Genomic DNA, 25,595 nt, shown 5'->3' with positions numbered 1-25,595 from the left:
CATCCTGCCCCGCTCCCATCGACCATCATGAAGAACCAACTCGAAGCCCGCCTGAACGAACTCCGCGGCGAATACGACGCCGGCACCAAGGTACTTGCCGACCTGGAGAAGAAACAGGACGAACTGCGTAGCACCCTGCTGCGCATCAGCGGCGCCATTCAGGTGCTGGAAGAAGTTCTCGCCACCGAAGGTGCCGCCGACGCAGGCAGCGACGGCAACGGCCCACGCCTGGTCGCCAACTGAACGCAGACCATCGATGGACGAATCGGTAACGCTCCTAGATCTCGATGCCCGGCCGGCCACGAAGCGGCAGTTCACGGCCGGCAACGGACTCAGGCTCAACGTCGGCCTTCCTGCTGGCCGCCGCCTGGCCTCTGCTCGCCTGCGGCTGGCCGCCGCCGACGGCAGCGTCCAGACCATCCAGCCGGCACTGCAGAGCGACGCCGGCGACAGGACGCTGGACGGCAACGGCACCGTCTCCTTGCGCTGGGCCACCGCGGATTGGGGTGAGGAACGCGCGGTCGTCGGCCTCACCGTGGTGGCCGACAGCCCGCCGCCTCGGAACGGACTGCGCGCGCGACTCTTCAACCACGGTAACTGGCTACCTGTGATGCCCCTCGACACCCTGCCCACCGGCAGCCGCCAGAGTTTCCCCCCTCAAAGCGCCAGCCGCCTGAACGCCGAAATGCTCATCGAAGGCAAGGTTGGCGACACGGCCACCGGCGTCCTCGTCCCCGGCCCCCTGTCGATCAAACAGTTCAGTATTCACCTCAGCCAGCAGCCCTGCGGCCTGACGGTGGCCATCGACGACGAGGCCCCCTTCTTCACAGCCGACGGGCCACTGCCGCTCACCCCCATCGAAGTGGGCGGATTGGTCCGGGCCCTGAACCGCTACCGCAACGACCACCCGCACGCCACCAGCGTGCCGCTGCAGATCCGTTGTGCCGGCCAGCAGGCCTTCGTCGTATCCGACTTCGAGGCCCATCCGGAAGCCTTGCCACCACCGACGACGCCCGATGAACCGAGCACGCCTTCCAATACACCGCGCCCCGGAGAACAGGCCTGGTTGCCCGATGGCCAGGGCAGCACGAATCTGGCCCGCCTGTGCGATGGGCGCCATGCCGCCGCCATCGTGCTGCCGCCCGTGGAGGGTGGCGTCTTGTCGAGCGTCGCCCTTCGTCTGCGCCCTCTTGGACGGACCAACCACGGACGACTACTCATTCACCTGGCAAACGGTACCGTGCCCCAGGAGCCCGCCCTGCTGACAATGGACTTCGAACTGATCGTCGATGAACCCGCTGCCTCAGTCCCCATCTGGCTGACCGCATGCTTGCCCGAGCCACAACTCCTCACCGGCCAATCGTGGTGGCTGGTGTGCCGGATGAATGAAGGCGCAGTGCTGTGGTATGCCGACCCGGATCGACCGCCACGGGTGACGGACAGTCGTTACCAGAGTGTCGATGGCCCGTGGCTACCCCTCGACGGACCGGGCGAAACGCCCTGGCTGCAACTGCGTGTCGGGATACTGGACGCCATCCTGGCCACCGCTTGAGGACGATTCAATGCTCGGAGCCCTGGAAAACCTCCTGTTGCCCGCCCTGCGGGAAACCCTCGGTGCCGCCCAGGATCTACAGGGTGGCCCGGCAACCGCCCCTTCCCAAGGGAACAACCGCGTCGCCCTCCACGCCACCCGGCTTCACCGGCCACGCGCGACCCCAGACAACGACGCGACGCCGATACGGGACCCTGCCAGTCTGGGCTGGCAAGGCACGCTGGCAAGCGATGCGGCACACCCGCTGGATTTTCCGCTGCCGACGGAAGCAGTCGGCGATCTGGCGGAAGTTCAGAGCCCGCCAGGGCGGATCCTGTCCGCTGGCGACATCTACCTACTGGATGGACGCACGCTGCGCTTCTTCCGTGCCCCGCCGGGCCAGGTCATGGCACGCACGCGTGGCATACGGAGCGCCGGCTACCGGGAGCGCAGCGAAGGGCGCATTGATCTGGAACTGCGGGTCTGGGCGAAGGACCGGGACAGCGTCGACACACTCCTGGCACGCAGCCTGCAATCCGTGCTGGCCGCCTTCGAATCCCTCAACGTCATCGACCTGACAGGTGCCGTACCGGGCTTCGGGCTGCGGATGACCCGCCTGCGCCTCGAGCTGACGGACATCACCCGCCACTTCGATGCGGCCGCACCGGCCTGGCTGCTGGGGGTGGCCCGTTGCCGGCTGCACGGAGAGCTGGAACTGGCCCTGACGCTGGGTGCGCCGGAAGAGGAAGGACGGATCGCCGATGTAGCGATCCAGCTGCACAGCCCATCGAAAGCGGGCTGAGGACGGGCTGGCAGGAAAAAGCGGCAGCCCGCGCCGGAGCTGCCGCCTTGGGGGCCGCTCAGGACGCCAGCAGGCGGTCGAGTTCGGCGACGGTGCGCTCGGCGGCCTTGCCGTCCCACAGCAACGGACGCCGCCCCTGCTTGCCCTGGCCCGCCAGCACCTTGGCGGCTTCTTCAAGAATGCGCGCCGGATCGGTACCGACAAGAACGTTACTGCCTTCATCGATGGTCACCGGGCGCTCGGTGTTCTCCCGCAGGGTCAGGCAAGGTACGCCCAGTGCGGTGGTTTCCTCCTGCAGGCCGCCGCTGTCGGTCATGATCAGCGCCGCGTCCTTCCACAGGTTGAGGAACTCCATGTAGGACTGGGGCTTGGTGAGCACGACATTGGGCCCAAGGTCCAGACCGAACTTTTCCAGGTTGCCGCGGGTGCGCGGATGCACCGGGAAGATCAGGGGCAGGTCGGCGGCGATCTGCTTGAGCGCACCGGCAATGCCGCGCAGGTTGGCCTCGTCATCCACATTGGACGGGCGGTGCAGGGTCACCACGCCATAGCGGGGGTACTGAGCCTTCAGCGCCTGGGTTTCGAGGCCGCTCTTGTCGGAGGCTTCGAGCTTGTCGCGCTGGAACAGCAGGTTGTCCACCATCACGTGCCCTACGTGGAATACCGCGGCCGGGTCCTTGCCTTCCTTCAGCAGGTTGTCGACACCGGCCGGCTCGGTGCAGAAGAACCAGTCGGAGATGCTGTCGGTGACGAGGCGGTTGATTTCTTCCGGCATGCGCATGTCGCCACTACGCAGGCCGGCCTCTACGTGGGCCACCCGGATGTCGAGCTTCTTCGCGTCAATGGAACAGGCCAACGTGGAATTGACATCCCCCACCACCAGCACGCAGTCGGGGCGCACTTTCTGGCAGATCTCCTCGAAGGCCACCATGATCTTGGCGGTCTGCGTGGCGTGGCTGCCACCGCCGGCCTCCAGGTGATAGTCGGGCTTGGGAATCCCCAGCTCGTCGAAGAACACGTCGCTCATTTCCCGGTCGTAGTGCTGACCGGTGTGGACGATCTTGAACTCGAAGCGGTCCGCACGAGCCTGCAGAGCCCGCACGATCGGCGCTATCTTCATGAAGTTGGGGCGCGCGCCGGCGACGAGGTAGATCAGCGAACGGGACATACGGGGACTCCACGGGCAAAAGATGACAGAGGCACATTATCGCGCGCCCCCCACGGTGCAAACAAAGAAATAGTTGTCGGGCGAGGACGGGCATCACCCGATTCGCCGGCGCGACCGTCCAAACTCAGTCGAAGGTCTCGCACTCAGCCAGCACCTTCCCCGCCTGATCCTTGGCCGACAACAGTGGCGGGCCGTCCAGCTCATGCAGGGGCCATTCGACGCCCACCGTCGGGTCGTTCCAGGCCAGGCTGCGCTCGAACTGCGGCGCGTAGTAGTCCGTCGTCTTGTACAGGAAGTCCGCCGTCTCGCTGAGCACCACGAAGCCGTGCGCGAAACCCGGCGGGACCCACAGTTGCCGGTGATTGTCCTCGCTCAGTTCGACCCCGTCCCACTGCCCGAAGGTCGGCGATCCCCTGCGCAGGTCCACCGCCACGTCGAAGACGCGGCCCTGGACGACCCGCACGAGCTTTCCTTGCGGTTGCTGGATCTGGTAGTGCAGGCCGCGCAGCACGCCCTTGCCGGAGCGGGAATGGTTGTCCTGCACGAAGTCCACCTCGAGGCCGGTGGCCTCGCGGAAGCCCTGGGCGTTGAAGCTCTCCATGAAGAAGCCACGGGCGTCGCCGAAGACCTTCGGTTCGAGGATCAACAGGCCCGGGATACGGGTTTCGATGACGTTCATCAGAACACCTTCTCTTCGAGCAGGCGCAGCAGGTACTGGCCGTAGCCGTTCTTGGCGAGCGGGGCGGCGAGCTTTTGCAGGTGGGCGGCGTCGATCCAGCCGGCGCGCCAGGCGATCTCTTCGGGACAGGCGATCTTGAGGCCCTGGCGCTTTTCGATGGTCTGGATGAACAGGCTGGCGTCGAGCAGGCTCTCGTGGGTGCCGGTGTCGAGCCAGGCATGGCCGCGGCCCATGACCTGCACGTCGAGGGCGCCCCACTCGAGGTAGCGGCGGTTGACGTCGGTGATCTCCAGCTCGCCGCGCGGGCTGGGCTGGATGGACTTGGCGACCTCGACCACCCGGTTGTCGTAGAAGTAGAGGCCGGTGACGGCGTAGCGGCTCTTGGGGACCTTGGGCTTCTCTTCGAGGCTGATGGCGTGGCCGTCGGCGTCGAACTCGACGACGCCGTAGCGCTCGGGGTCGGTGACCGGGTAGGCGAAGACGGTGGCGCCGTCGGTGTTCTGGGTGGCCTGGCGCAGGTCGCTGGCGAAGTCGTGGCCGTAGAAGAGGTTGTCGCCGAGCACGAGGGCGCTGGGATTGTTGCCGACGAAGTCTTCGCCGATCAGGAAGGCCTGGGCGAGGCCATCCGGGCTGGGCTGCACGGCGTATTGCAGGTTGAGGCCCCACTGGCTGCCGTCACCGAGCAGTTGGGTGAAGCGCGGGGTGTCCTGGGGGGTGGAGATGATCAGGATGTCGCGGATGCCCGCCAGCATGAGGGTGCTGAGGGGGTAGTAGATCATCGGTTTGTCGTAGACCGGGATGAGCTGCTTGGACACCGCCAGGGTGGCGGGGTGGAGCCGGGTGCCGGAGCCGCCGGCGAGGATGAGGCCTTTGCGTTGCAGGGTGGTCATGGGTGCATCCAGTTCAAGGTCAATTCAGGATTTCGGTGAGCATGCGTTCGACGCCCTGCTCCCACGCCGGGAGGCGGAGGCCGAAGGCGGCCTGCAGCTTGCGGGTGTCGAGGCGGGAGTTGGCCGGGCGGGCCGCGGGCGTCGGGAAGGCGCTGGTGGGCACCGGGCGGATGGCCTCCAGGGCGACCTGGATCGGCACGCCGCGGGCACGGGCGAACTCGATGACGTGGCAGGCGTAGGCGTGCCAGGTGGTCTCGCCGCCAGCGACGAGGTGGTAGAGCCCGCCGAGTTCGGCATTGGCCAAGGTGGCGCGGGCGGCGTGGGCGGTGACGTCGGCGAGGAGCTCGGCACCGGTGGGGGCGCCGTGCTGGTCGTCGATGACGGTGAGCTGCTCACGGTCGGCGGCAAGCCGGAGCATGGTCTTGGCGAAGTTGCCGCCGCGGGCGGCGTACACCCAGCTGGTGCGGAAGATCAGGTGGCGGCAGCCGCTCTGGCGGATGAGCTCTTCGCCTTCGAGCTTGGTGCGGCCGTAGACGGACAGGGGGCCGGTGGGGGCGTCTTCCGTGCGCGGGGCGTCGCCGCTGCCGTCGAAGACGTAGTCGGTGGAGTAATGGACGAGCAGCGCGCCGCGCCGGGCGGCTTCGCGGGCGAGGACGCCCGGCGCGAGGGCGTTCAAGGCGCGGGCGAAGTCGGGTTCGCTTTCGGCTTTGTCGACGGCGGTGTGGGCGGCGGCGTTGACGATGAGGTCGGGGGCGACGGCGTCCACGGTGGCGGCGAGGCTGTCGGGGTCGGCGAAGTTGCCGGAGAGGCCCGGTGCGCCGTCGTGGTCGAGGGCGATCACGTCACCCAAGGGGGCGAGGCTGCGCTGCAGTTCCCAGCCGACTTGGCCGTTCTTGCCGAAGAGGAGGATCTTCATCAATGCGTCCTTCAGCGGGCGGTGTAGTTCTTCTCGACCCACTCGCGGTAGGCGCCGCTTTGCACGTGGGCGACCCAGTCCTGGTGCTCGAGGTACCAGGCGACGGTCTTGCGGATGCCGGTGTCGAAGGTTTCCGCGGGGCGCCAGCCGAGTTCGCGTTCGATCTTGCGGGCGTCGATGGCGTAGCGGCGGTCGTGGCCGGGGCGATCGGCGACGTAGGTGATGAGGCGGCTGTAGCTGCCGGCGGGGTCGGGCTGGAGTTCGTCAAGGAGCGCGCAGAGGGTCTTGACGATGTCGATGTTGGGTTTTTCGTTCCAGCCGCCGACGTTGTAGACCTCGCCGGGGGTGCCCTTGTCGAGGATGGCGCGGATGGCGCTGCAGTGGTCGGTGACGTAGAGCCAGTCGCGGATCTGCTGGCCGTCGCCGTACACGGGCAGCGGCTTGCCGGCCAGCGCGTTGGCGATGATCAGCGGGATGAGCTTCTCGGGGAAGTGATACGGGCCGTAGTTGTTGGAGCAGTTGCTGGTGGTGACCGGCAGGCCGTAGGTGTGGTGCCAGGCGCGCACGAGGTGGTCGGAGGCGGCCTTGCTGGCGGAGTACGGGCTGTTGGGCTCGTAGGTCTTGGTTTCGGTGAAGGCCGGGTCCGAGGGCCCGAGGGAGCCGTAGACTTCGTCGGTGCTCACGTGGTGGAAGCGGAAGGTGGCCTTGGCCTCCCCTTCGAGGCCCTGCCAGTGGGCGCGGGCGGCTTCGAGCAGCGTGAAGGTGCCCTGTACGTTGGTGCGCATGAATTCGCCGGGGCCGTGGATGCTGCGGTCCACGTGGCTTTCGGCGGCGAAGTGGACGATCGCGCGGGGCTGGTGTTCGGCCAGCAGGCGGTCGATCAGGGCGCGGTCGCAGATGTCGCCATGCACGAACACGTGGCGGGCGTCGCCTTCCAGGGAGGCCAGATTCTCCCGGTTGCCCGCATAGGTCAGGGCGTCCAGATTGACTACCGGCTCGTCACGCGTTGTGAGCCAGTCCAGTACGAAGTTGGCGCCGATGAAGCCGGCGCCGCCGGTTACGAGAATCATGGATGTCCTTGGATAAACTATTCAGCCTGGATTATGACAAACTCAAGCTTTTGCGACACCTGCCGCAACCGCAGAGTGGTGAATGCTTGACGAGTTGTTTCAATTATCTCACCCAAAAAAAAGCACACGTGTGCAAGCTCGGAAGAAAGTCCCTGATCCGGCCCGGCAAATGCCGTCGGGATCGGGAATTTCCGGCATGATGGCAAATGCCCGCACGTCTTTGAAGAGGACAGGATGCTGCGCTACATGCAGCCTGCGATAATCATCCCCACGCTGATCGCGCTCATCCTGGGCACGGTTGCTGGCGGCATCGCATGGCAGCGCATCGAAGCCGCCTATCAGGAAGCACAGCAGCGAGCCTTCGACGCCGAAACCGGCGAGATCACGCTCAAGATCGACGAACGCTTCAAGGCCTACCGACAGGTCCTGAGGGGCGCACGGGCTCTGTTCGCCGCTTCCCGGGACGTCACCCGCCAGGAATGGGGGCAGTACGTGGACGCCTTGCGCCTGTCGGAAGACTATCCGGGCATCCAGGGGGTCGGTCTGGCAGTGCCACTGCGGGCGGCCGATATGGCACGCCACGAGCAGGCGATGCGTGCCCAGGGCTTTGCCGACTACCGCTTGACCCCGTCGGGCAGTCGTACCGAATACACCGCAATCATTTATCTGGAACCCTTCGACTGGCGCAATCAGCGGGCCCTCGGCTTCGACATGTACTCCGAACCGGTGCGTCGCGAGGCGATGGCCCGCTCGCGCGAACTGGGCATACCGGCGCTCTCCGGCAAGGTAAGGCTGGTACAGGAGACCGCCACCGCCCCCCAGGCCGGCGTCCTGCTGTATCTGCCGGTGTTCAGGCAGGACGCGGCGCTGGCCAACCCCACGCAACGGGAGGCCGCCTTCAGGGGCTGGGTTTACAGTCCCTTCCGCATGAACGACCTGATCGGCAGCGCCATCGGGGACGCCGCCCCGCGTGTGCGCCTGCGCATCTATGACGGCCACGACACTACCCCCGCCAACCTGCTGTTCGACAACCATCCCTCACGCCCCGAACACGGTCCGGTCAGCCGCCGCAGCGTGCTGGAACTGGACAGTCGCGTGTGGACGCTGGTATTCGACAGCACCTCGGGGGAAGATCCCGCGCCCCCTGCGCTACGGCCCGAGCAGGCGACGATCATGCTGATCTGCGCCCTTTTCGTGCTCCTGACGGCGTCCTTCTGTGCCACACGCCAACGGGCCGGGGAACTGATCCGCATCAGTGCATCTCTGCGCAGCAGCGAAGCCCGCTACAGCACCCTGGTCAATCTGTCCGCGGACGGCATTGCCGCCCTAGACACAAACCTGTGCTTCACCTACCTGAACCCCCGCCTCATCAAGCTTCTCGGTTTTCAGGAAACCGAGCTGTTGGGCCGCCGCTTCGACAGCTTGTGGCCCGCCACGGACACCACTCACAGCCTGGCTCTGACCGAGCGCTTGCGGCATGGCCAGGCGGCCACCTGGGAAGAACAACTGCGCAGCGCCGGCGGACGGCCGATCACCGTCATCGTCACCCTTGCTCCGCACATGGACGAAATCGGTTCGCTGCAGGGCGGCATCCTGACCATCACCGACATTTCCGAACGCAAGGCCGCCGAGGAACGCATTCACTATCTGGCCACCCACGATCCGCTGACCGGCCTGGCCAACCGGGCGATGTTCATGGAACAGATGAACAACAGCCTGTTGATCGCCCAGCGCTACCGGACGTGCTTCGCGCTACTGTTCCTCGACCTGGACCGCTTCAAGGAGGTCAATGACAGTCTCGGCCACGCCGCCGGCGACGCACTGCTGCAGGAAACGGCACGCCGCATGCGCCACTGCCTGCGCGCCAGCGACCTGCTCGCCCGCCAGGGCGGCGACGAGTTTCTGGCCCTGCTACATGACATTCACGACATGGACGAAGCCTTTGCTGTTGCCGACAAGATCCGCCGCTCGATCGGCGCCCCCTTCGAGCTGGACGGCCAGGCCTGCTTCGTGTCGGTGAGCATCGGCATCGCGCTGTATCCCAACCACGGCCACGACCTGGAAACCCTGACCCGCAACGCCGACGCCGCCATGTACCGCAGCAAGCTGAGCGGCCGTAACGGGACCACGGCATCAGCCGACGCACCCTGATCGCACCACGATTTACTTGTGGCTGGACCTGCTTCTAGAATCCTTGCCGTCCGTTGCGCCCACATCTGGAGACCCCATGTCCCGCCACACCAAGATCGTTGCCACCCTCGGCCCCGCCTCTTCCGACGCCACCGTGCTCGAACGCCTCGTGCAATCGGGCGTGGACGTGGTGCGCCTGAACTTCTCCCACGGCACGGCGGACGACCACATCGCCCGTGCCCGCCAGGTCCGCGAAGTGTCCCAGCTGGTCGGCCGCCCGGTGGGCATCCTGGCCGACATGCAGGGCCCCAAGATCCGTGTCGGCAAGTTCGAGGAAGGCAAGATCACGCTGCTGAAGGACGCCGCCTTCATCCTGGACGCCCGCTGCGAGCTCGGCAACACCCACCGGGTCGGCCTCGACTACAAGGACTTGCCCCGTGACGTGAAACCCGGCGACGTGCTCCTGCTCGACGACGGCCGCCTCAAGCTGGGCGTGGATCGCGTGCTCGGCCACGAGATCCACACCCGGGTCAAGGTTGGCGGCGAGTTGTCCAACAACAAGGGGATCAACCGCCAGGGCGGCGGCCTCACCGCCCCGGCGCTGACCGCCAAGGACATGGAAGACATCAAGACCGCCGCGCTGATCGGCGTGGACTTTGTCGCGATCTCCTTCCCCAAAGGCGCCGCCGACATGTACATGGCCCGCCAGCTTCTGCGCGCTGCCGGCAGCAGCGCCGTGCTGATCGCCAAGATCGAGCGCACCGAAGCCGTTGCCAACCTCGAAGAGATCCTCGACGCCAGCGACGGCATCATGGTGGCCCGCGGCGACCTGGCCGTCGAAGTCGGCGATGCCGCAGTGCCGGCGCTGCAGAAACGCATGATCCGGCTGGCCCGCGAGAAGAACAAACTCGCCATCACCGCCACCCAGATGATGGAGTCGATGATCCACAGCCCAGTGCCCACCCGCGCCGAAGTGTCCGACGTCGCCAACGCAGTGCTCGACGGCACCGACGCAGTGATGCTGTCCGCCGAGACTGCCTCCGGCAAGTTCCCGGTGGAAGTCGTCGAATCCATGTCGCGCATCTGTCTGGAGGCCGAGAAATCCACCGAAGTGACGATGGACCGGGACTTCCTCGACCGGGTGTTCACGCGCATCGACCAGTCCATCGCCATGGCCGCGATGTGGACCGCCTACCACCTCAAGGTGAAGGCCATCGCCTCCCTCACCCAGACCGGCTCCACTGCCCTGTGGATGAGCCGCCTCAACAGCGGCGTGCCGATCTACGCGCTGACGCCGGAAATTTCGGCGCGCAACCAGATGACCCTCTACCGGGAGGTCTACCCGCTGCTGATATCGCAAGTCCATGCCGACCGGGACGTGCTGCTGTGGGAAGCCGAGCAGATCCTCCTCGAACAGGGCGTCGTGCAATACGGCGACCTCATCGTGCTGACCATCGGTGAGCCCATCGGCGCCGCCGGCGGCACCAATACGATGAAGATCGTGCGCGTCGGCGACACCCCCAAGCCCGGCCCCCTACAAGCATTCAGCACAACGGCATGAGGTCCGGTGTAAACTCCGGCCCCGCCAGACGCGCAAGCGGCATGCCGCCACGCTAGAATTCCACTTTTACGTCTATACCCGGCCGATCTTTCGGCCCTCGGAGAAAAACCATGCCTCTCGTTTCCATGCGCCAGCTTCTCGACCACGCTGCCGAAAACAGCTATGGCCTGCCCGCGTTCAACGTCAACAACCTCGAACAAGTCCAGGCCATCATGGAAGCCGCTGCGGAAACCGACAGCCCGGTGATCATGCAGGCCTCCGCCGGCGCCCGCAAATACGCCGGCGAAGCCTTCCTGCGCCACCTCATCGACGCCGCCGTCGAGGCCTATCCGCACATCCCGGTGGTCATGCACCAGGACCACGGCCAGTCCGCCGCCGTCTGCCAGGGCGCCATCCGCTCCGGCTTCTCGTCGGTGATGATGGACGGCTCCCTGCTCGAAGACGGCAAGACCCCGTCCTCCTACGAATACAACGTGGACGTCACCCGCCGCGTGGTCGAGATGTCCCACGCCATCGGCGTCAGCGTCGAAGGCGAGCTGGGCTGCCTGGGCTCCCTCGAAACCGGCCAGGCCGGTGAAGAAGACGGCATTGGCGCCGAAGGCACGCTGGACCACTCCCAGATGCTGACCGACCCCGATCAGGCCGCCGACTTCGTCCGCCAGACCAACGTGGACGCGCTGGCCATCGCCATCGGCACCAGCCACGGCGCCTACAAGTTCACCCGCAAGCCCACCGGCGACATCCTGGCCATTGAGCGCATCAAGGAAATCAACGCCCGCATCCCCAACACCCACCTGGTGATGCACGGCTCCTCCTCGGTGCCGCAGGAGCTGCTGGAGATCATCCGCGAGTACGGCGGTGACATGAAGGAAACCTATGGCGTGCCGGTCGAGGAAATCGTCCGCGGCATCAAGTACGGCGTGCGCAAGATCAACATCGATACCGACATCCGCCTGGCCATGACCGGCGCGGTGCGCAAGTTCTTCGTCGAGAACCCCTCCAAGTTCGACCCGCGCGAGTTCCTCAAGCCGGCCCGCGAAGCCGCCAAGCTGGTCTGCAAGGCCCGCTTCGAAGCCTTCGGCACCGCCGGCAACGCCAGCAAGATCAAGCCGGTGTCCCTGGACAAGATCGCCGCCCGTTACAAGAGCGGAGAGCTGAACCAGATCGTCCGCTGAACAAGGCACGGGGAGCCCGCTCCCTGTCGCACAGGCAATCATGAAATGGGGCCCGGCCAGACTGTGTAAAAACCCGTCTATCGGCCAAGCCAGTTGAGACAATGCCCGCCATCGAAAGATGGCGGGCATTGTTGTTTATGGGCTTTGTACAGGGCGAACAGAGATCGCAGGGAGCGCTTTCCCTGTTTCACTGGATGAGCTGATCCCGGAGGCTCACCTGGTCCGCGTCATCGACCTGCGTGCGCAAGGCGGAATGTACGCAAGTCAAACAGCGCTTCGTCAGACGGCATTTCGATGAGGCGGCGTTTGAAGGAGCGCATTTTCGGTAACGGACGGTTCCTGGTCCGGGGTTTGCACGGCGTAAGTGGCGAGATGGCCTTGGCGGTGCTCGCCCATAACTTCAAGCCCGTGAGCAATATTCTGGGAATCCCCCCCTGATGCGCAAACCGGTTCGCGCCTGACGGCTATTGCGCGCCAGAACACCACCAAAAACCAGAACGCCTCGCAAACTTCGCGAGGCGTTCTGGTTTAAACGGGCCAGCAGAAGGTTTTTACACAATCTGCAACGGCGTCCGTTTTGCATTCGGCACGGCCGCGCGGATCACTTCACCGCCAGCAGCTCCACCTCGAACACCAGCGTGGCGTTCGGCGGGATCACGCCGCCGGCGCCGCGGGCGCCGTAGCCGAGGTTCGGCGGAATGGTCAGCTTGCGCTTGCCGCCGACCTTCATGCCCTGCACGCCTTCATCCCAGCCGGCGATCACGTGGCGGGCGCCGAGGGGGAAGACGAAGGGGTCGTTGCGGTCCTTGCTGGAGTCGAACTTCTTGCCGTCAGTGAGCCAGCCGGTGTAATGCACCTGCACGTGCTGGCCGGCGGTGGCTTCGGCACCGGTGCCGACTTCCAGATCTTCGATGACGAGGCCGCTCGCCGTGGTGACTTGGGTCATGGAACACTCCTTGTAATAGACCGGCGGGATTCTATTTCAACTGGCCTTCACCCGCTTGGCGAACTTGCTGCGGAACTTGGCCACCTTGGGTGCTACCACGTACTGGCAATAAGGCTGGAAGGGATTCCGCGCGAAATAGTCGTCGTGGTAGGCCTCCGCCGGCCAGAAGGTCGGCGCCGCCAGCACCTCGGTGACAATGGGGTCGCGGAACGCGCTCTCGCGGGTCAGCTCGGCGAGCTTGGCGTGGGCGATAGCATCCTGTTCGGCGCTGGTGGTGAAGATCGCCGAACGGTACTGGGTGCCCACGTCGTTGCCCTGGCGGTTGAGGGTCGTCGGATCGTGGATCGCGAAGAACACGTCGAGCAGGTCGGCAAAACCGATCCGCGCCGGATCGAATTCGACGCGCACCACTTCCGCATGGCCGGTATCACCGTCGCAGACCTGATGGTACGTGGGCGAATCGACGTGTCCGCCGATATAGCCGGACTTGACCGACAGCACGCCCTCCGCGTCCACGAACACCGCTTCGAGGCACCAGAAACAGCCTCCTGCGAGATAAGCAATTTCAGTCACTTTTCACTCCTCATTCCTCTTGACTCCTGATCGGGTAGGACACTGCCCCACGGTTCCCGATTAGGACAGGCAGCAAGCCGGCGCGTTCTCCGCACCAAACGACCGGAAGCCGGCCACCACCATCGAACCGACACCCCGCAGCCGTCTCGAATTCTTCATTTGCATACATCCGGAGCGTGGCTATGTTGAAGCATCCCGTCCCTGCAAGGAGGATCCATCATGCGCATCTACCTGCCCCATGACGTATGGCAACCGGGCGAATTCGCAGCGTTTCTCGCCATCGGCGACTCGTGGTTCTGGTATCCCAAGAACAACGTTCTACAGGCCCTGATCGAAAACCCGCAACTGAAACCGGATTATGCCAACATCCAGATGCTCGGTTACAACGGCGCCAAGCTGGAGGAATTCGTCTTCGGGCAGTACGCCGACGATCTCGCCCACGAACTGCAGCCCCGCAATCGCCACTACTACTCGGCGATCCTCATCAGCGGCGCCGGCAACGATGCCGTCGACTACCGGCTCGGTATGTTCAAGAACTGCTCGGGCGCCAGCAGCAGCGACCAGTGCATCAACAACGAAGCCATGGCGGCACTGCTCGGCAAGCTGGCCACAGCCCTGGGCGCGCTCATCGAGCAGGTTCGACGCGCCTATGCCTCTGACGGCAGCCAGCCGCCCATTTTCCTGCACAGCTACGACTATCCGATCCCGGACGGACGCGGTTTCAACCTCGCCGCACTCAAGATCACCGGCCCCTGGCTTGCTTCTGCGATGGACGACTGCTTCGTTCCCCCCGACCCCGAAATCCGCAGGGACATCTGCCGCCACCTGATCAACAGCCTGCACGACGAATTCGCGCAGATCGCCACCTCCACCGACGGTATTTACCTGATCGACTCCCGCGGCTGCCTCCGGAGCCCCGACTACCGGGACGACTGGGACAATGAGCTGCATCCGAGCCCCAGCGGCTTTCGGCGCATCATCGCCGAACGCTGGATACCCGTACTGAAGGATAGAGGGTTCGCAAGCTGACCGAGCGACGGGCCGCGGCGGAGCGGCGAGCGCCGCCACGGCTCAGTCCGGCGGGAAGATTTCCAGATAAAGCAGATCGCTGGCAAACGCGAGGCACGGCAGGGACAGCAGCAGCAGGGGCGGACACAGCGCGGTAGCGATCAGCGCGCCGGCAAGGGTCAGGGCCCACACCAGCACCGCGGAAAAGTTGCTGAACACCGCGCGCACGCTGGCGCTCACCGCGGGTACCAGCGTCGCGCGGCGGTCGAACAGCAGCGGGATCGAAAAGGCCGACACGCAGAACACGATGAAGGCCAGTACCGCCCCCATCACGCTGGTGAAGGCGTGGAAGCGCAGCACCTGGGCCGGCGTCGGAACATCGCCGCCGATCATGAAGCTGTAGACCGTTGCCGCATCGGTCAGCCAGATCATCAGCAGCAGCGTGCACACTGCCGCCATAACCCACAGGCCGCGGGGCGCCTGGCGGAAACCGGCCAGCGCGTCGGCCAGCGCGGCGCGGCGCCCTGCCCCGCAGGCCCGCCGCAGGCCGAAGAAGCCCGCCAGCACGGCCGGCCCGACGAGCAGGAAGCCGCCAGCGAAGGGCAGCATCATCGATGACAGGCCGAAGCGCCATAGCAGTCCATGGATCAGCAGCCCCAGCGCGGCGAACACCCCCGCCAAGGCGACGGCCGGCTGCAGGCAATGGCGCAGGCAGCGCCAGCCCTCGCCAATGGCGGCAAACACGACGGCAACGGGAATCCGGCGAGGGTCGAGATTGGCGGACACGGCACGACTCCAATAGACAGGGTTCCCATCTCGCCGCAGCCGGCGATCGCCGTCCATGACCGGGATCAAGCCCGCCGGCGACCTCAGCGGAAAGACACGGAAAACTGCATGTCCACTGCGTTCTCACTGCCCGCCCGGCCGATCACCGAGATGCCGCGGGTCAGCTGGTAGGTCAGCTTGACGATGCTGGTGGTGCCGGCGATGCCCTGCTCGAAGGACAGCAACGCCCGCGTGGACAGCCGCTTGCCGATGGAGATCACCTGGCCGGGCACCGTCGTCCCCGCCGCCTGGGCCGATGCGCTGGAGGTTGTGCCCGTGACGCTGCCGGTGGCAACGCTGCTGGTCTGCACGCGGCTGCGCGAGTCGTTGCTGGCGCCGAAGGAGAACTCGTCGAAGCCCAGGTTGCGGGCCAGCGTCGCCGGCAGGCCGCCGCCGGTACCGCCGAGCAGGGCCTGGGCGGCCGGCAGCAGCAGCGCCATTTCGCCGCCGGAACCCTGATCGGGCGGACGCCCGAGGACGATCCAGCCGAGCTTCTCCGGGTCTGGCACGTTCGGCTCGGAGACCAGCCGTACCACCGGCCGGCGCGCCGTGCCGCCGATGCCGACGCCGGCCTCGACGCTCAGGCCCTTGCGCAGCGCCACCACGTTGAGACTGGGATTGGCGATCGGCCCCGCGAAGGTGACGATGCCCCGCTCGATGGACAGCTTCTGCCCGTAGCCTTCGAAGACGCCGCCCTGGGTCATGATCACCCCGCTGGCGTGGAGGGGCTTGCCCTCGCCGCCCTGCAGGCGCAGCTCACCGGCCAGTTGGGTGTCCACACCGAGGGCCTTCACGTACAAGGCGTTGCCGAGGTTGACGACCAGGTCGCTGCCCATGTGGAAGGGGCTGGCCGACTTGCCGTTGTGGTGCGGGTCGATGATCTCGACGTCATCGCCGAGGCTGGGCGCCGGCGTGCGCGACAGCTCGATGAAGCCCGCATCGGCAACCAGGCGGCCCTTGAGGGTGGCGTAGTTCCAGCCGGTCAGCACCTCGCCTTCGCCGCTTAGCACCAGCCACTGGTCCACCCGCTGCAGCAGCGGCAGGCGCTCGGCACGGTAACTGAAGCGGCCTTCGCCGGTAGCCAGCAGCACCTCGCCACGGGCATTCAGCGTTCCCGGCTCGCGGGTCAGGCGGGCCACGTTGATGCGGCTCTCCCGCGGCCGGACGCGGTTCGGCGACACAAAGCTGAAGTCCTCCAGGCGCAAGCGATCCTTGTCGAAATCCGCCGCCAACGTGCCACCGGCCAGGTGCAGCCCCTGGTCCGCCATCACGAAACCGAGCCGCTCACCGCGGATGCGCCCGGAGGTCTCCGGCCGTGCCGGCGTACCCGCCAGCACGAACTCGCCCTTCAGGCTGCCCTCGGTCTTCAGGTTCTGGTCGGCCAGCGGGCCGGCCCAGGCGATGTTCGGGATGTCGATCTTGGCGGAGCCGAGCAGCGGCGCGTCCGGCACCAGACGCAGTTCGCCGGACGGCGTGCGCTCGGCCAGCGCAGTACCGGCTCCGGCGGCGCTGCCGAGCTGGCTGCCGTGGGCGCTGAAACCGAAGGCGAGGCGGTTGGCGGCGGCCGACACGGACAGTTGCAACTCATCCAGCCCGAGGCGGACTGGCGAATCCCCCTGCAGCACCAGATCGCCCTTCTCCCGGTAGAAGCGCACCAGGCCGTTGACCTGCTCGCCGATGTCCACATCCCACTGGCCGCCGATCTGCAGGGAGTCGCCGGTGGACTTGACCGCCCGCGTCGCCGGATCGAGCATGAAGCCGACCTGCACGCCGCTGACGCTGCCGCGGGCAGTCAGGCGGCGGGCCTGCCAGCGGGTCTCGTCGAGGCGGATGCGCCCGCCGGCCCCACCGCGCAGCTCCGCCGGGCCCAGCCGGATCAGATCGGACGACAGCATGAGCGGCGCCGCGGCCTGCAGGTTGAGCGGATAGTCCCCGCGCGCCACCAGGCTTTCCAGACGGCCCTCCCAGCGCGGCCCGTCGGACAGGGCGCCGGACAAGGCCAGGCTGACTGCGTGGCCTTTCGGCCCGTTGGCGTCCACGCGCACCCGGTTGGCGGCGCGGCTGCCTTCGAAAGTCAAACTGCCGCGGCTGACCAGCATCTCGGTCGCGGTCGCGCCCTGCAGGCCGGCCAGCCCGACGGAAACGGAGATGGCCCCGTCGCGCCCCTCGGCCAGCCGGCCGCGGCCGTCCAGCCGCTCGATGCGCATGCCGGCCAGCACCAGCTTCTCGCCGAGCAGTTCAAACTCGCCGGCCGGCTGGGCCGGCGTGCCGCGCAGCACCCCGTCCGCCTTCAGGCGCCCGGCCACCCCATGGCCGAGGATGCCCAACGCCGGCGCATCCACATGCAGCGCCAGCGCGTCGCCGGGCTTGCCGTAGCGCCCCTGGGCCGACAGACGGTTGCCGGCCAGATCGAGGTTCACATCCGCATTGGCGATGCGCTGGCCATCGACGGCCAGCTCGCCCTTGCCGAGCAGCGGCTTGCCTTCGAGACGGCTCGGCAGCAGCTCGAAGCCCAACCTCCCGGCAAGCGTCGGCAGACGGCGGCCGCTGGCGTCAAAGCGGGCGTTCAGATCGGCGGCTGGCGCACGGGTCGTGAAGGCGTGGGGATCGAAGTGGCTCACGCGGCCGCGCAGCTCGAAGCGCCCGTCGCCGACCAAGGCCAGCTTGCCGGACGCATCCAGCCGGGCCTGACGCGCGGTGGCGACGAGCTCCTCGACGCTGAACGCCCCTGCCGCATGACGGGCCTTGAGGCGTAGCGCCAGCTGCGGGTCGCGCAACTCAGCGCTGAAGTTCTGCCCGGCGGCCTCGGCATCGGCGCGGATATGACCGTCGATGCGGGTCGCCACCGCACGCCGGTCGAGGCGGCGGGCATCGACGCCGCTCACCTGCAGGTCGGCATCCAGGTGGCCGAAGCTGGCTTCGGCCATGCCCTGCGCCTGAGCCTTCTCCTTGTCTTTCCCGGGCGCCCGCCAGACCACGCGGCCGTTGATCCGCCCCTGGCCGGGCAGCAGCAGCGCCAGCTCCGACGCCGCCAGCTCACCACCGGCCCAGCGCAGCCGCGTGCTGACGGACTCCAGCGGCAGCTTGCCCTGGTCGTAAGGGCCCGGCTGGCGATTGCGGACTGTCAGCGGCCCGCTGACCACCCAGTCCTCCACCGCAACCGTCCGCCCGTCGACCGGCTTGGCCGCTGTGGGTTCGAGGTCGGCCTCCACGTCGAGCTGGGCCGTCGGCGCGGCGGCATGAAAATGGCTGGGGTCCACGCCGTGCACGCGAAGCTTGGCGGAGCGCAGCGGCAGCGCGGCGAAGGGCGTGGCCTGCACGCGGGCTTCGCCTTCCATGCCAGCCCCGCTGGCCTTGGCCAGAATGGCCAGTTCCTTCTCCAGCGTGCCATCCGCCTCGGCGTCCACCGTGTAGGCGTCACCGCCCTGGCGGGTGGTCAACCGGGCCCTGGCCTGCAAGGCGAAAGGGCGCCGACCGTCGAGGCGGCCGCTGGCGGCCAGCTGGCCGAAAGGCGCGGCCGCCTTGAGGTTGGAAAAATCGTGATGGCGCCCATCCGATTCGAGGCTGCCATCGAGTGCGGTGAGTTCCAGGTCCGGCAGCGCGGCCTGGCCATCGATCAGCTTGCCGCTCAGCAGGCGATCAACGCGGACCGCCGCGAAGCGGACGGCGACGGGGATTTCGAGGCTGGCCGGCAGGCTCAGCGGCGTATCGTCGGGCGCACTCGCCACGCGCACTTCGGACGCGGCCAGGGACGCCACGTCGACACGACCGTTGCTCAGCTCGCCGGGCCGCCAGTCCACCGCCAGGTTGCGGATTTCCAGCTGCAGCGTCGGTGTGCGCAGTTGCAGGCTGGCGAGCTTGAACTGGCCGAACAGATAGCCCTGCGGCTTGTCGAGGGTCAGCTGGCCGCCGCCGAAACTGTCGGCCAGCCCGACCAGCGTCCGCAGGCCCGACTCGGTGGCACCGAGCCAGCCGAACAGCAGCACGACGACAATGAGCAGGCCAAGCGTCGCCGCCAGGGCCGCGCGCAGCAGGCGGGCGGAGACGGCCTCCCGGCGCGGGGAGGACGACGGAGCGGTAGACGGCGCCGGATCGGCAGCGGGCTGCTCCGGCGCGTCACTCATGGATCAACCGAACAGGCTGGCCAGGCCGGCGCCCGGATCGTCGACACGCATGAAGGCTTCGCCGACCAGGAAGGCATTGACCTTGTTGGCACGCATCAGCGCCACGTCGGCCGGCTGCAGAATGCCCGACTCGGTGACGACGATGCGCTCCGCCGGGATGCGCGGCAGCAGGTCGAGGGTGGTCTGCAGGCTGACCTCGAAGGTGCGCAGGTTGCGGTTGTTGATGCCCATCAGCGGCGTGCGCAGCTGCAGCGCGAGCTCCAGCTCGGCACCGTTGTGCACCTCGACCAGCACGCCGAGGCCGAGGCTTTCGGCGATGGCTTCCATCTCCTGCATCTCGGTCAGGCTGAGGGCGGAGGCGATCAGCAGGATCGCGTCGGCGCCCATCGCGCGGGCTTCATACACTTGATAGGGATCGACCAGGAAATCCTTGCGCAGGGCCGGCAGGCTGCAGGCGGCGCGGGCGGCCTGCAGGTATTCGGGGGCGCCCTGGAAGAACTGGCGGTCGGTCAGCACCGACAGGCAGGCGGCGCCGGCCTTCTCGTAGCTGGCGGCGATCTCGGCCGGGCGGAAGTCGGCGCGGATCACGCCCTTGGAGGGGCTGGCCTTCTTGATCTCGGAAATCACCGCGGCCCGGCCGGCGGCGATCTTGGCGCGGATCGCACCGACGAAGTCGCGGGCGGCGGGCTGGGCGGCGGCCTGTTCGCGCACCGCGGCGTCGGAGACGGCGGCGCGGGCGGCGGCCACTTCCTCGCGCTTGACGGCGAGGATCTTGTTGAGGATGTCGGACATTCTGGCTTCCTGAGGGTCAGGCGAATTTCTGGGTACAGGCGACGAAGGCTTCCAGCTTGGCGCGGGCCTCGCCGGACACCAGCACCTCACGGGCGCGGGCGATGCCCGCGCCGATGGAGTCGACGACGTTGGCCGTGTACAGCGCGGTGCCGGCATTCAGCACGACGATCTCGCGGGCCGGGCCGGAGTGGTTGTCGAGCACGCCGAGCAGCATCTCCTTCGATTCGTCGGCGGTGCTGACCTTGAGGCTGCGGCTGGACTTCATCAGCAGGCCGTAGTCTTCCGGGTGGATCTCGTACTCGCGGATCTCTCCGTTCTTCAGCTCGCCGACCATCGTCGCAGCGCCCAGGGAGACCTCGTCCATGCCGTCGCGGCCATACACCACCAGCACGTGCTCGGCGCCGAGGCGCTGCATCACGCGCACGCAGATGCCGACCAGGTCGGGGTGGAACACGCCGAGCAGGGTGTTCGGCGCACCGGCCGGGTTGGTCAACGGGCCGAGGATGTTGAACAAGGTGCGCACGCCCATCTCGCGGCGCACCGGCGCCACGTTCTTCATCGCGCTGTGGTGGTTGGGGGCGAACATGAAACCGATGCCGGTCTCCTGCACGCACTCCGCCACCTGCTGGGCGTTGAGGTTGAGATTGACGCCCAGGGCTTCCAGCACGTCGGCGCTGCCCGACTTGCTGGAGACGCTGCGCCCGCCGTGCTTGGCGATCTTGGCGCCGCCGGCGGCTGCCACGAAGATGGTGGCGGTGGAGATGTTGAAGGTGTGGGAACCGTCGCCGCCGGTGCCGACCACGTCGAGGAAGTGGCGGTCGTAGGACACCGTGACCTTGGTCGCCAGCTCGCGCATCACCGTCGCCGCGGCGGAGATTTCGCCGATGGTCTCTTTCTTGACCCGCAGGCCGGTGAGGATCGCGGCGGTCATCACCGGCGAGATCTCGCCGGCCATGATCTGGCGCATCAGCGACAGCATCTCGTCGTAGAAGATCTCGCGATGGTCGATGGTGCGTTGCAGGGCTTCCTGGGCGGAAAACGTCATGGCCAGCTCCGGTCAGGCTTGGGATTGTTCGAGGAAGTTACGCAGCAGGTCGTGGCCGCGCTCGGTGAGGATGGACTCCGGGTGGAACTGCACACCCTCGACGAACAGCGTCTTGTGGCGCACGCCCATGATCTCGCCGTCGTCGGTCCACGCGGTGACCTCCAGGCAATCGGGCAGGCTTTCGCGCTCGATGGCCAGGGAGTGGTAGCGGGTGCAGGTCAGCGGATTGGGCAGGCCCTTGAAGACGCCCTTGTCCAGGTGATGGACCGGCGAGACCTTGCCGTGCATGAGCCTCTTGGCGTGAATGATCTTGCCGCCGAAGGCTGCGCCGATGCTCTGGTGGCCCAGGCACACGCCGAGCAGCGGGATCTTGCCGGCGAATTCCTTGATCGCCGCCACCGAGATGCCCGCCTCCGCCGGCGAACACGGGCCCGGGGAGACGACGAGCTGGGCGGGCTTGAGCTCGGCGATCTGCTCAAGGGTGATCTCGTCATTGCGATACACCTGCACGTCGGCGCCCAGTTCGCCAAAGTACTGCACGAGGTTGTAGGTGAAACTGTCGTAGTTGTCGATCATCAGCAGCATGGCTGCGCATCCTTTCCGGAGCGGCGCCCCGCCGGCTGGGCGGGGGCCGTTGATGGGTGTCGGGCCGGGCGGCCGGGCATCGCGGGGCGACGCGCAGGGCCAGCCGGGCCACGGCGTTCTCTGTGCTTACAGGGCCGTATCGAGTCCGGCTTCGGCGATCTCGGCGGCGCGCAGCATGGCGCGCGCCTTGGTCTGGGTCTCGATCCATTCGGACTGGGGATCGGAGTCGGCGACGATGCCGGCACCCGCCTGCACGTGGATCTGTCCGTCCTTCAGCACCGCGGTGCGGATCGCGATGGCCAGGTCCATGTCGCCGTGGAAGCCGATGTAACCGACCGAGCCGGCATAGATGCCGCGCTTGGTGGGTTCCAGCTCGTCGATGATCTCCATCGCGCGCAGCTTGGGCGCGCCGGACACGGTGCCGGCCGGGAAGGTGGCGCGCAGCACGGCCAGCGGATCGAGGCCGTCCTTCAGCTTGCCTTCCACATTGGAGACGATGTGCATCACGTGGGAGTAGCGCTCCACCGTGAACTGCTCGGTGACGCGCACCGAGCCGGTCTTTGCAACGCGGCCGCAGTCGTTGCGGCCGAGGTCGAGGAGCTGCAGGTGCTCGGCGCGCTCCTTCTCGTCGCCCAGCAATTCCTTCTCCAGCGCCTGGTCCTCGTCGTGGGTCGCGCCGCGCTTGCGTGTGCCGGCGATGGGACGGACGGTGACGTCCTTGTCCTCGAGGCGCACCAGGATCTCCGGCGACGCGCCGACCACCTGGAAGTCCTCGAAGTTGAAATAGAACATGTAGGGCGACGGGTTGAGACTGCGGATCGCCCGGTACAGGGCCAGCGGGCTGGCGCCGAAGGGCTTGCTCATGCGCTGGCTGAGCACCACCTGCATGATGTCGCCCTCGACGATGTAGTCCTTGCCCTTCTGCACGGCGGCCTTAAAGGCCTCCTCGCCGAAGCTCGACACCGGCTCGGAGGGCTCGGCGCGAACCTCAGTCGGCACCGACACCGGCTCGCGCAGCTTGCCGATCAGCTCCTTCAGGCGCTTCTGCGCGCGGCCGTAGGCGTTCGGCACGCCCGGCTCGGCATACACCACCAGGGTCAGCTTGCCGGACAGGTTGTCGACGATGGCGATTTCCTCGGACAGCAACAGCAGGATGTCCGGCGTACCGAGCACGTCCTTCTTTTCGGTCTTGGCCAGGCGCGGCTCGATGTAGCGCACCGTGTCGTAGCCGAAGCAGCCCACCAGGCCGCCGGCGAAGCGCGGCAGGCGTGCGCGCGGCGGCACCTTGATGCGCTCCATGAACTCAGCGATGTATTCGAGCGGGTCGCCGCCGTCGCGGCGTTCGACGACTCGGTCGTTGGTCAGCAGCAGCACCGAGCGGCCATGCACCTCGATGCGCGTCGGGGCGGACAGGCCGATGATGGAATAGCGGCCGAAACGCTCGCCGCCCTGCACCGATTCGAGCAGGTAGGTATTGGGCGCGTTGGCCAGCTTGAGATAGACGGAAAGGGGGGTGTCGAGATCCGCGAAGGTTTCGACGGTAACCGGGATGCGGTTGAAACCCTGGGCGGCCAGGGCGTGGAATTCGGCTTCGGTCATGGAGACTCCGGAAGGGCGTGGTGCTTTTTTCGCGAGGGTATCACGGGGCAGGCCCGCGACAGTTCTGGGCAGCTCAGGCGAGCAGCCATGACCGGCCGCCGCATCCGCCAGAGCGGGGGATACGAACGGCAGGGAACTCCTCTACGAAGAACACGCGCTTGCGGGTCACGATGATGGATGGGATCCGTTGATGTCAGCCCAGGATGCGCGGCAGCGCATCGGTGAGGCTCGATAGTAGCCCGTCGCATTCGATGCTGTCCACCGCCACGCCTTCGCTATAGCCATAGGTGACGAGCAGTACCGGCATGCCGGCGGCGCGGGCAGCTTCGGCGTCGTTGGCCGAGTCGCCGATCATCAGCGCTTCGTCCGTCGCCGCGCCGAGCAGCTGGCAGGCATGCAGCAGCGGGGCCGGATGGGGCTTCTTCTCGGCCAGCGTGTCGCCGCTGACGGTGGCGCCGAAGAAACCGGCGATGCCCATCCGTTCGAGCAGCGGCCCGGTGAAGGCGGCCGGCTTGTTGGTCACGCAGGCCATCGCCACGCCACGCTCGCGCAGGGCTTCCAGCGCCGGCACGACGCCGTCGTAGATCAGCGTGCATTCGCCGTTCACGTCGGCGTAGTGGCGGCGGAAGGACGCCACCGCCGCGTCGATCTCGGCATCCGCCGCCGAACCGCTCTCCTCCAGGCAGCGCCGCACCAGGTTGAGCATGCCCTTGCCGACGAAAGTGCGGATCACCTCGATGTCGTGGGGCGGACGGCCGAGCTCCAGCATCATGCGCCGACAGGCTTCCGACAGGTCGGGGATGGAATCGAGCAGGGTACCGTCCAGGTCGAACAGCACGGCACGGACGGCGCGGGAAGCGGAGGCAAGGGCAGCGGACATGGCGGAACTCGTGAAGCGGTACGGGGACGGAGGCGGCGCCTGCCGCCTTCGGACGCGCAGGATACGGGAGATCAGGCCAACGGCGCCAGCACCGGGCGGCGCCAGGCACGCAGCACGGCCACCGCGACCATCAGCACGGGCAGCGCCGCCAGGATATTGACCCGCTCCCATCCGAGCCCATCCACCAGCGGACCGGCGGCAAAGGTGGCCAGGCACACGGCGAGGAATACCAGGCTGTCGTTGAGGGCCTGCAGGCGCGCCCGGTCGGCTTCGTGCCAGCACTCGGCGAGCCGCGTCGTGGCGCCCACGTAGAGGAAGTTCCAGCCCAGCCCGACACCGACCAGGGCCAGCTGGAAATGGACCAGCGCATCGCCGCCCAGCGCAACCCCGACCGCCAGCAGCAGCGCGACGCAGCCGGCCAGCATCACCGGCAGGCTGCCCCAGCGGTGGATAAGGTGACCGGTGACGAAGGACGGCGCGAACATCGCCAGCAGGTGCCACTGGATCACCTCCGCCGTGGCGTCGAAATCCAGCCGGGCGCACAGCATGGCCAGCGGCGTGGCGGTCATCAGCAGGTTCATCACGCCATAGCCCACGGCCCCCGCCGCCAGCGCCAGACGCACCCGCCCGTCGCGCAGGATCGCCGCGATGGGGCGGGACGGGGCGGCAACACGCGCCGCCGGTGCCGGCAGGCGCAGCTGACCAGCCAGCACCGCCGCCACCAACGACAGCCCGGCGAGGATCAGGAAGCTGGCCAGGAAGGGCGTGTCGAGCAGATGGCGCGTCCCGCGGGCCAGGAAGGGGCCGAGGAAGGCCGCCAGCACGCCGCCGCTGAGGGTCAGCGATACCGCCAGTCCGCGCTCCGCGGCGGGCACCGCCTCCAGCGCAGCGAAACGGTAGTACTGGCCGGTCGCCCCCTGCACGCCGATGCCGATGCCGGCCAGCACGAACAGCGGGAAGTGATTCAGCACCAAGGCCAGCGCGGCCAGGCCCAGGCCGGCCGCACCGCACAGGGCGCCGGCTACGAAGATGCGCTGCCGGCCGAAGCGCGCCAGCAGGCGGGCAGCGACCTGCAGGGCGAGCAGTGTCGCCACGTATTGAGCAGCCAGCGGCACGGTCGCCAGGCCGGCCGCCACCGACAGGTTGTGACTGATCGACACCGAGGCGGCCAGCGCGAAGCCAATGACGGTCATCGTCAGGGCCTGGCACAAGGCCAGCAGGAGGACATTGCGGTTCATGGGGCGGGACTCCGGAAATTTGGACAGCCCCATCCTCGCAGGCTAGAGTAATGGCAGA

The 25,595-nt window shown here is 67.2% G+C and carries 22 protein-coding genes; 7 read left to right on the top strand and 15 right to left on the bottom strand.

Annotated elements, in window-relative coordinates; all coding sequences use genetic code 11:
- The first annotated feature begins 27 nt into the window (after positions 1-27).
- The 3 genes from AC1PPK_RS08590 to AC1PPK_RS08580 are packed head-to-tail and all read left to right on the top strand — an operon-like array spanning position 28 to position 2,333.
- The gene (locus AC1PPK_RS08590) at positions 28-243 is read left to right on the top strand and encodes a hypothetical protein (protein ID WP_481117421.1); all 216 of its coding nucleotides are present in this window, start codon (positions 28-30) and stop codon (positions 241-243) included.
- 13 nt (positions 244-256) lie between these two features.
- Entirely contained in the window at positions 257-1,552 is a 1,296-nt protein-coding gene (locus AC1PPK_RS08585; RefSeq protein ID WP_481117420.1) for a hypothetical protein, read from the top strand.
- A gap of 10 nt (positions 1,553-1,562) precedes the next feature.
- Complete coding sequence (locus tag AC1PPK_RS08580; protein ID WP_481117419.1) at positions 1,563-2,333, top strand: hypothetical protein; 771 nt, start codon at positions 1,563-1,565, stop codon at positions 2,331-2,333.
- A gap of 58 nt (positions 2,334-2,391) precedes the next feature.
- On the opposite strand, the gene wecB is transcribed toward AC1PPK_RS08580, so the two are convergent.
- From wecB to rfbB, 5 genes are all read right to left on the bottom strand, one after another.
- Positions 2,392-3,501: a non-hydrolyzing UDP-N-acetylglucosamine 2-epimerase gene (gene wecB, locus AC1PPK_RS08575; protein ID WP_481117418.1), complete on the bottom strand. Its 1,110-nt coding sequence runs from the start codon at positions 3,499-3,501 to the stop codon at positions 2,392-2,394.
- 124 nt (positions 3,502-3,625) lie between these two features.
- On the bottom strand, positions 3,626-4,180 hold the full coding sequence (gene rfbC, locus AC1PPK_RS08570; protein ID WP_481117417.1) for a dTDP-4-dehydrorhamnose 3,5-epimerase: 555 nt from the start codon (positions 4,178-4,180) through the stop codon (positions 3,626-3,628).
- Positions 4,180-5,070, bottom strand: coding sequence for a glucose-1-phosphate thymidylyltransferase RfbA (gene rfbA / locus AC1PPK_RS08565; RefSeq protein ID WP_481117416.1), 891 nt, complete (start codon positions 5,068-5,070; stop codon positions 4,180-4,182). Before rfbA ends, rfbC begins: the two co-directional genes overlap by 1 nt.
- A gap of 19 nt (positions 5,071-5,089) precedes the next feature.
- Positions 5,090-5,986 (bottom strand): dTDP-4-dehydrorhamnose reductase, encoded by an 897-nt coding sequence (rfbD, locus tag AC1PPK_RS08560; protein WP_481117415.1) that lies wholly within the window; start codon positions 5,984-5,986, stop codon positions 5,090-5,092.
- Positions 5,987-5,997: 11 nt separating this feature from the next.
- Entirely contained in the window at positions 5,998-7,056 is a 1,059-nt protein-coding gene (gene rfbB, locus AC1PPK_RS08555) for a dTDP-glucose 4,6-dehydratase (protein ID WP_481117414.1), read from the bottom strand.
- A gap of 246 nt (positions 7,057-7,302) precedes the next feature.
- On the opposite strand from rfbB, the gene AC1PPK_RS08550 reads away from it, so the two are divergent.
- The 3 genes from AC1PPK_RS08550 to fba all read left to right on the top strand — a co-directional run bounded on the left by AC1PPK_RS08550 (position 7,303) and on the right by fba (position 11,922).
- The gene (locus AC1PPK_RS08550) at positions 7,303-9,207 is read left to right on the top strand and encodes a CHASE domain-containing protein (RefSeq protein ID WP_481117413.1); all 1,905 of its coding nucleotides are present in this window, start codon (positions 7,303-7,305) and stop codon (positions 9,205-9,207) included.
- A gap of 76 nt (positions 9,208-9,283) precedes the next feature.
- On the top strand, positions 9,284-10,747 hold the full coding sequence (gene pyk, locus AC1PPK_RS08545; RefSeq protein ID WP_481117412.1) for a pyruvate kinase: 1,464 nt from the start codon (positions 9,284-9,286) through the stop codon (positions 10,745-10,747).
- 110 nt (positions 10,748-10,857) lie between these two features.
- The gene (gene fba / locus AC1PPK_RS08540; RefSeq protein WP_374482019.1) at positions 10,858-11,922 is read left to right on the top strand and encodes a class II fructose-bisphosphate aldolase; all 1,065 of its coding nucleotides are present in this window, start codon (positions 10,858-10,860) and stop codon (positions 11,920-11,922) included.
- A gap of 601 nt (positions 11,923-12,523) precedes the next feature.
- Here fba and AC1PPK_RS08535 read toward each other — a convergent pair.
- Together AC1PPK_RS08535 and msrA are read right to left on the bottom strand one after the other, a co-directional pair.
- Positions 12,524-12,868: an FKBP-type peptidyl-prolyl cis-trans isomerase gene (locus AC1PPK_RS08535; RefSeq protein ID WP_374480157.1), complete on the bottom strand. Its 345-nt coding sequence runs from the start codon at positions 12,866-12,868 to the stop codon at positions 12,524-12,526.
- 36 nt (positions 12,869-12,904) lie between these two features.
- Positions 12,905-13,441, bottom strand: coding sequence for a peptide-methionine (S)-S-oxide reductase MsrA (msrA, locus tag AC1PPK_RS08530; RefSeq protein WP_481117411.1), 537 nt, complete (start codon positions 13,439-13,441; stop codon positions 12,905-12,907).
- A gap of 219 nt (positions 13,442-13,660) precedes the next feature.
- Between msrA and AC1PPK_RS08525 the strand changes: the two genes are divergently transcribed.
- Positions 13,661-14,470 carry a hypothetical protein gene (locus AC1PPK_RS08525; protein ID WP_481117410.1) on the top strand — a complete coding sequence of 270 codons (810 nt, stop codon included), beginning with the start codon at positions 13,661-13,663 and terminating at the stop codon, positions 14,468-14,470.
- Positions 14,471-14,512: 42 nt separating this feature from the next.
- On the opposite strand, the gene AC1PPK_RS08520 is transcribed toward AC1PPK_RS08525, so the two are convergent.
- The 8 genes from AC1PPK_RS08520 to AC1PPK_RS08485 all read right to left on the bottom strand — a co-directional run bounded on the left by AC1PPK_RS08520 (position 14,513) and on the right by AC1PPK_RS08485 (position 25,537).
- Entirely contained in the window at positions 14,513-15,235 is a 723-nt protein-coding gene (locus tag AC1PPK_RS08520; protein ID WP_481117409.1) for a DUF2189 domain-containing protein, read from the bottom strand.
- Between the two features lie 83 nt (positions 15,236-15,318).
- Entirely contained in the window at positions 15,319-19,398 is a 4,080-nt protein-coding gene (locus AC1PPK_RS08515; RefSeq protein ID WP_481117408.1) for a translocation/assembly module TamB domain-containing protein, read from the bottom strand.
- 3 nt (positions 19,399-19,401) lie between these two features.
- Complete coding sequence (gene trpC, locus AC1PPK_RS08510) at positions 19,402-20,190, bottom strand: indole-3-glycerol phosphate synthase TrpC (protein WP_481117407.1); 789 nt, start codon at positions 20,188-20,190, stop codon at positions 19,402-19,404.
- A gap of 16 nt (positions 20,191-20,206) precedes the next feature.
- Positions 20,207-21,235 (bottom strand): anthranilate phosphoribosyltransferase, encoded by a 1,029-nt coding sequence (trpD, locus tag AC1PPK_RS08505; protein ID WP_481117406.1) that lies wholly within the window; start codon positions 21,233-21,235, stop codon positions 20,207-20,209.
- 12 nt (positions 21,236-21,247) lie between these two features.
- A complete protein-coding gene (locus tag AC1PPK_RS08500) occupies positions 21,248-21,820 on the bottom strand; it encodes an aminodeoxychorismate/anthranilate synthase component II (RefSeq protein ID WP_481117405.1) in 573 nt (190 codons plus the stop codon).
- 126 nt (positions 21,821-21,946) lie between these two features.
- Complete coding sequence (trpE, locus tag AC1PPK_RS08495; protein WP_481117404.1) at positions 21,947-23,419, bottom strand: anthranilate synthase component I; 1,473 nt, start codon at positions 23,417-23,419, stop codon at positions 21,947-21,949.
- Positions 23,420-23,612: 193 nt separating this feature from the next.
- On the bottom strand, positions 23,613-24,299 hold the full coding sequence (locus AC1PPK_RS08490) for a phosphoglycolate phosphatase (protein ID WP_481117403.1): 687 nt from the start codon (positions 24,297-24,299) through the stop codon (positions 23,613-23,615).
- A 71-nt stretch (positions 24,300-24,370) separates the two neighbouring features.
- Positions 24,371-25,537, bottom strand: coding sequence for an MFS transporter (locus tag AC1PPK_RS08485; RefSeq protein WP_481117402.1), 1,167 nt, complete (start codon positions 25,535-25,537; stop codon positions 24,371-24,373).
- Between the last annotated feature and the right edge of the window lie 58 nt (positions 25,538-25,595).

The sequence above is a fragment of the Zoogloea sp. JDB1 genome, from assembly GCF_056724025.1.
This window is presented reverse-complemented; position numbering and strand designations above follow the sequence as displayed.

Bases quoted from the DNA above. Each gene is read 5' to 3' on its own strand.
- AC1PPK_RS08500 (WP_481117405.1), bottom strand. From the start codon at position 21,820: ATGCTGCTGATGATCGACAACTACGACAGTTTCACCTACAACCTCGTG.
- AC1PPK_RS08525 (WP_481117410.1), top strand. From the start codon at position 13,661: ATGCGCATCTACCTGCCCCATGACGTATGGCAACCGGGCGAATTCGCA.
- trpD (WP_481117406.1), bottom strand. From the start codon at position 21,235: ATGACGTTTTCCGCCCAGGAAGCCCTGCAACGCACCATCGACCATCGC.
- rfbA (WP_481117416.1), bottom strand. From the start codon at position 5,070: ATGACCACCCTGCAACGCAAAGGCCTCATCCTCGCCGGCGGCTCCGGC.
- AC1PPK_RS08580 (WP_481117419.1), top strand. From the start codon at position 1,563: ATGCTCGGAGCCCTGGAAAACCTCCTGTTGCCCGCCCTGCGGGAAACC.
- rfbB (WP_481117414.1), bottom strand. From the start codon at position 7,056: ATGATTCTCGTAACCGGCGGCGCCGGCTTCATCGGCGCCAACTTCGTA.
- rfbD (WP_481117415.1), bottom strand. From the start codon at position 5,986: ATGAAGATCCTCCTCTTCGGCAAGAACGGCCAAGTCGGCTGGGAACTG.
- pyk (WP_481117412.1), top strand. From the start codon at position 9,284: ATGTCCCGCCACACCAAGATCGTTGCCACCCTCGGCCCCGCCTCTTCC.
- AC1PPK_RS08515 (WP_481117408.1), bottom strand. From the start codon at position 19,398: ATGAGTGACGCGCCGGAGCAGCCCGCTGCCGATCCGGCGCCGTCTACC.
- wecB (WP_481117418.1), bottom strand. From the start codon at position 3,501: ATGTCCCGTTCGCTGATCTACCTCGTCGCCGGCGCGCGCCCCAACTTC.
- AC1PPK_RS08490 (WP_481117403.1), bottom strand. From the start codon at position 24,299: ATGTCCGCTGCCCTTGCCTCCGCTTCCCGCGCCGTCCGTGCCGTGCTG.
- AC1PPK_RS08485 (WP_481117402.1), bottom strand. From the start codon at position 25,537: ATGAACCGCAATGTCCTCCTGCTGGCCTTGTGCCAGGCCCTGACGATG.
- trpE (WP_481117404.1), bottom strand. From the start codon at position 23,419: ATGACCGAAGCCGAATTCCACGCCCTGGCCGCCCAGGGTTTCAACCGC.
- trpC (WP_481117407.1), bottom strand. From the start codon at position 20,190: ATGTCCGACATCCTCAACAAGATCCTCGCCGTCAAGCGCGAGGAAGTG.
- rfbC (WP_481117417.1), bottom strand. From the start codon at position 4,180: ATGAACGTCATCGAAACCCGTATCCCGGGCCTGTTGATCCTCGAACCG.
- AC1PPK_RS08585 (WP_481117420.1), top strand. From the start codon at position 257: ATGGACGAATCGGTAACGCTCCTAGATCTCGATGCCCGGCCGGCCACG.
- AC1PPK_RS08590 (WP_481117421.1), top strand. From the start codon at position 28: ATGAAGAACCAACTCGAAGCCCGCCTGAACGAACTCCGCGGCGAATAC.
- AC1PPK_RS08550 (WP_481117413.1), top strand. From the start codon at position 7,303: ATGCAGCCTGCGATAATCATCCCCACGCTGATCGCGCTCATCCTGGGC.
- fba (WP_374482019.1), top strand. From the start codon at position 10,858: ATGCCTCTCGTTTCCATGCGCCAGCTTCTCGACCACGCTGCCGAAAAC.
- AC1PPK_RS08535 (WP_374480157.1), bottom strand. From the start codon at position 12,868: ATGACCCAAGTCACCACGGCGAGCGGCCTCGTCATCGAAGATCTGGAA.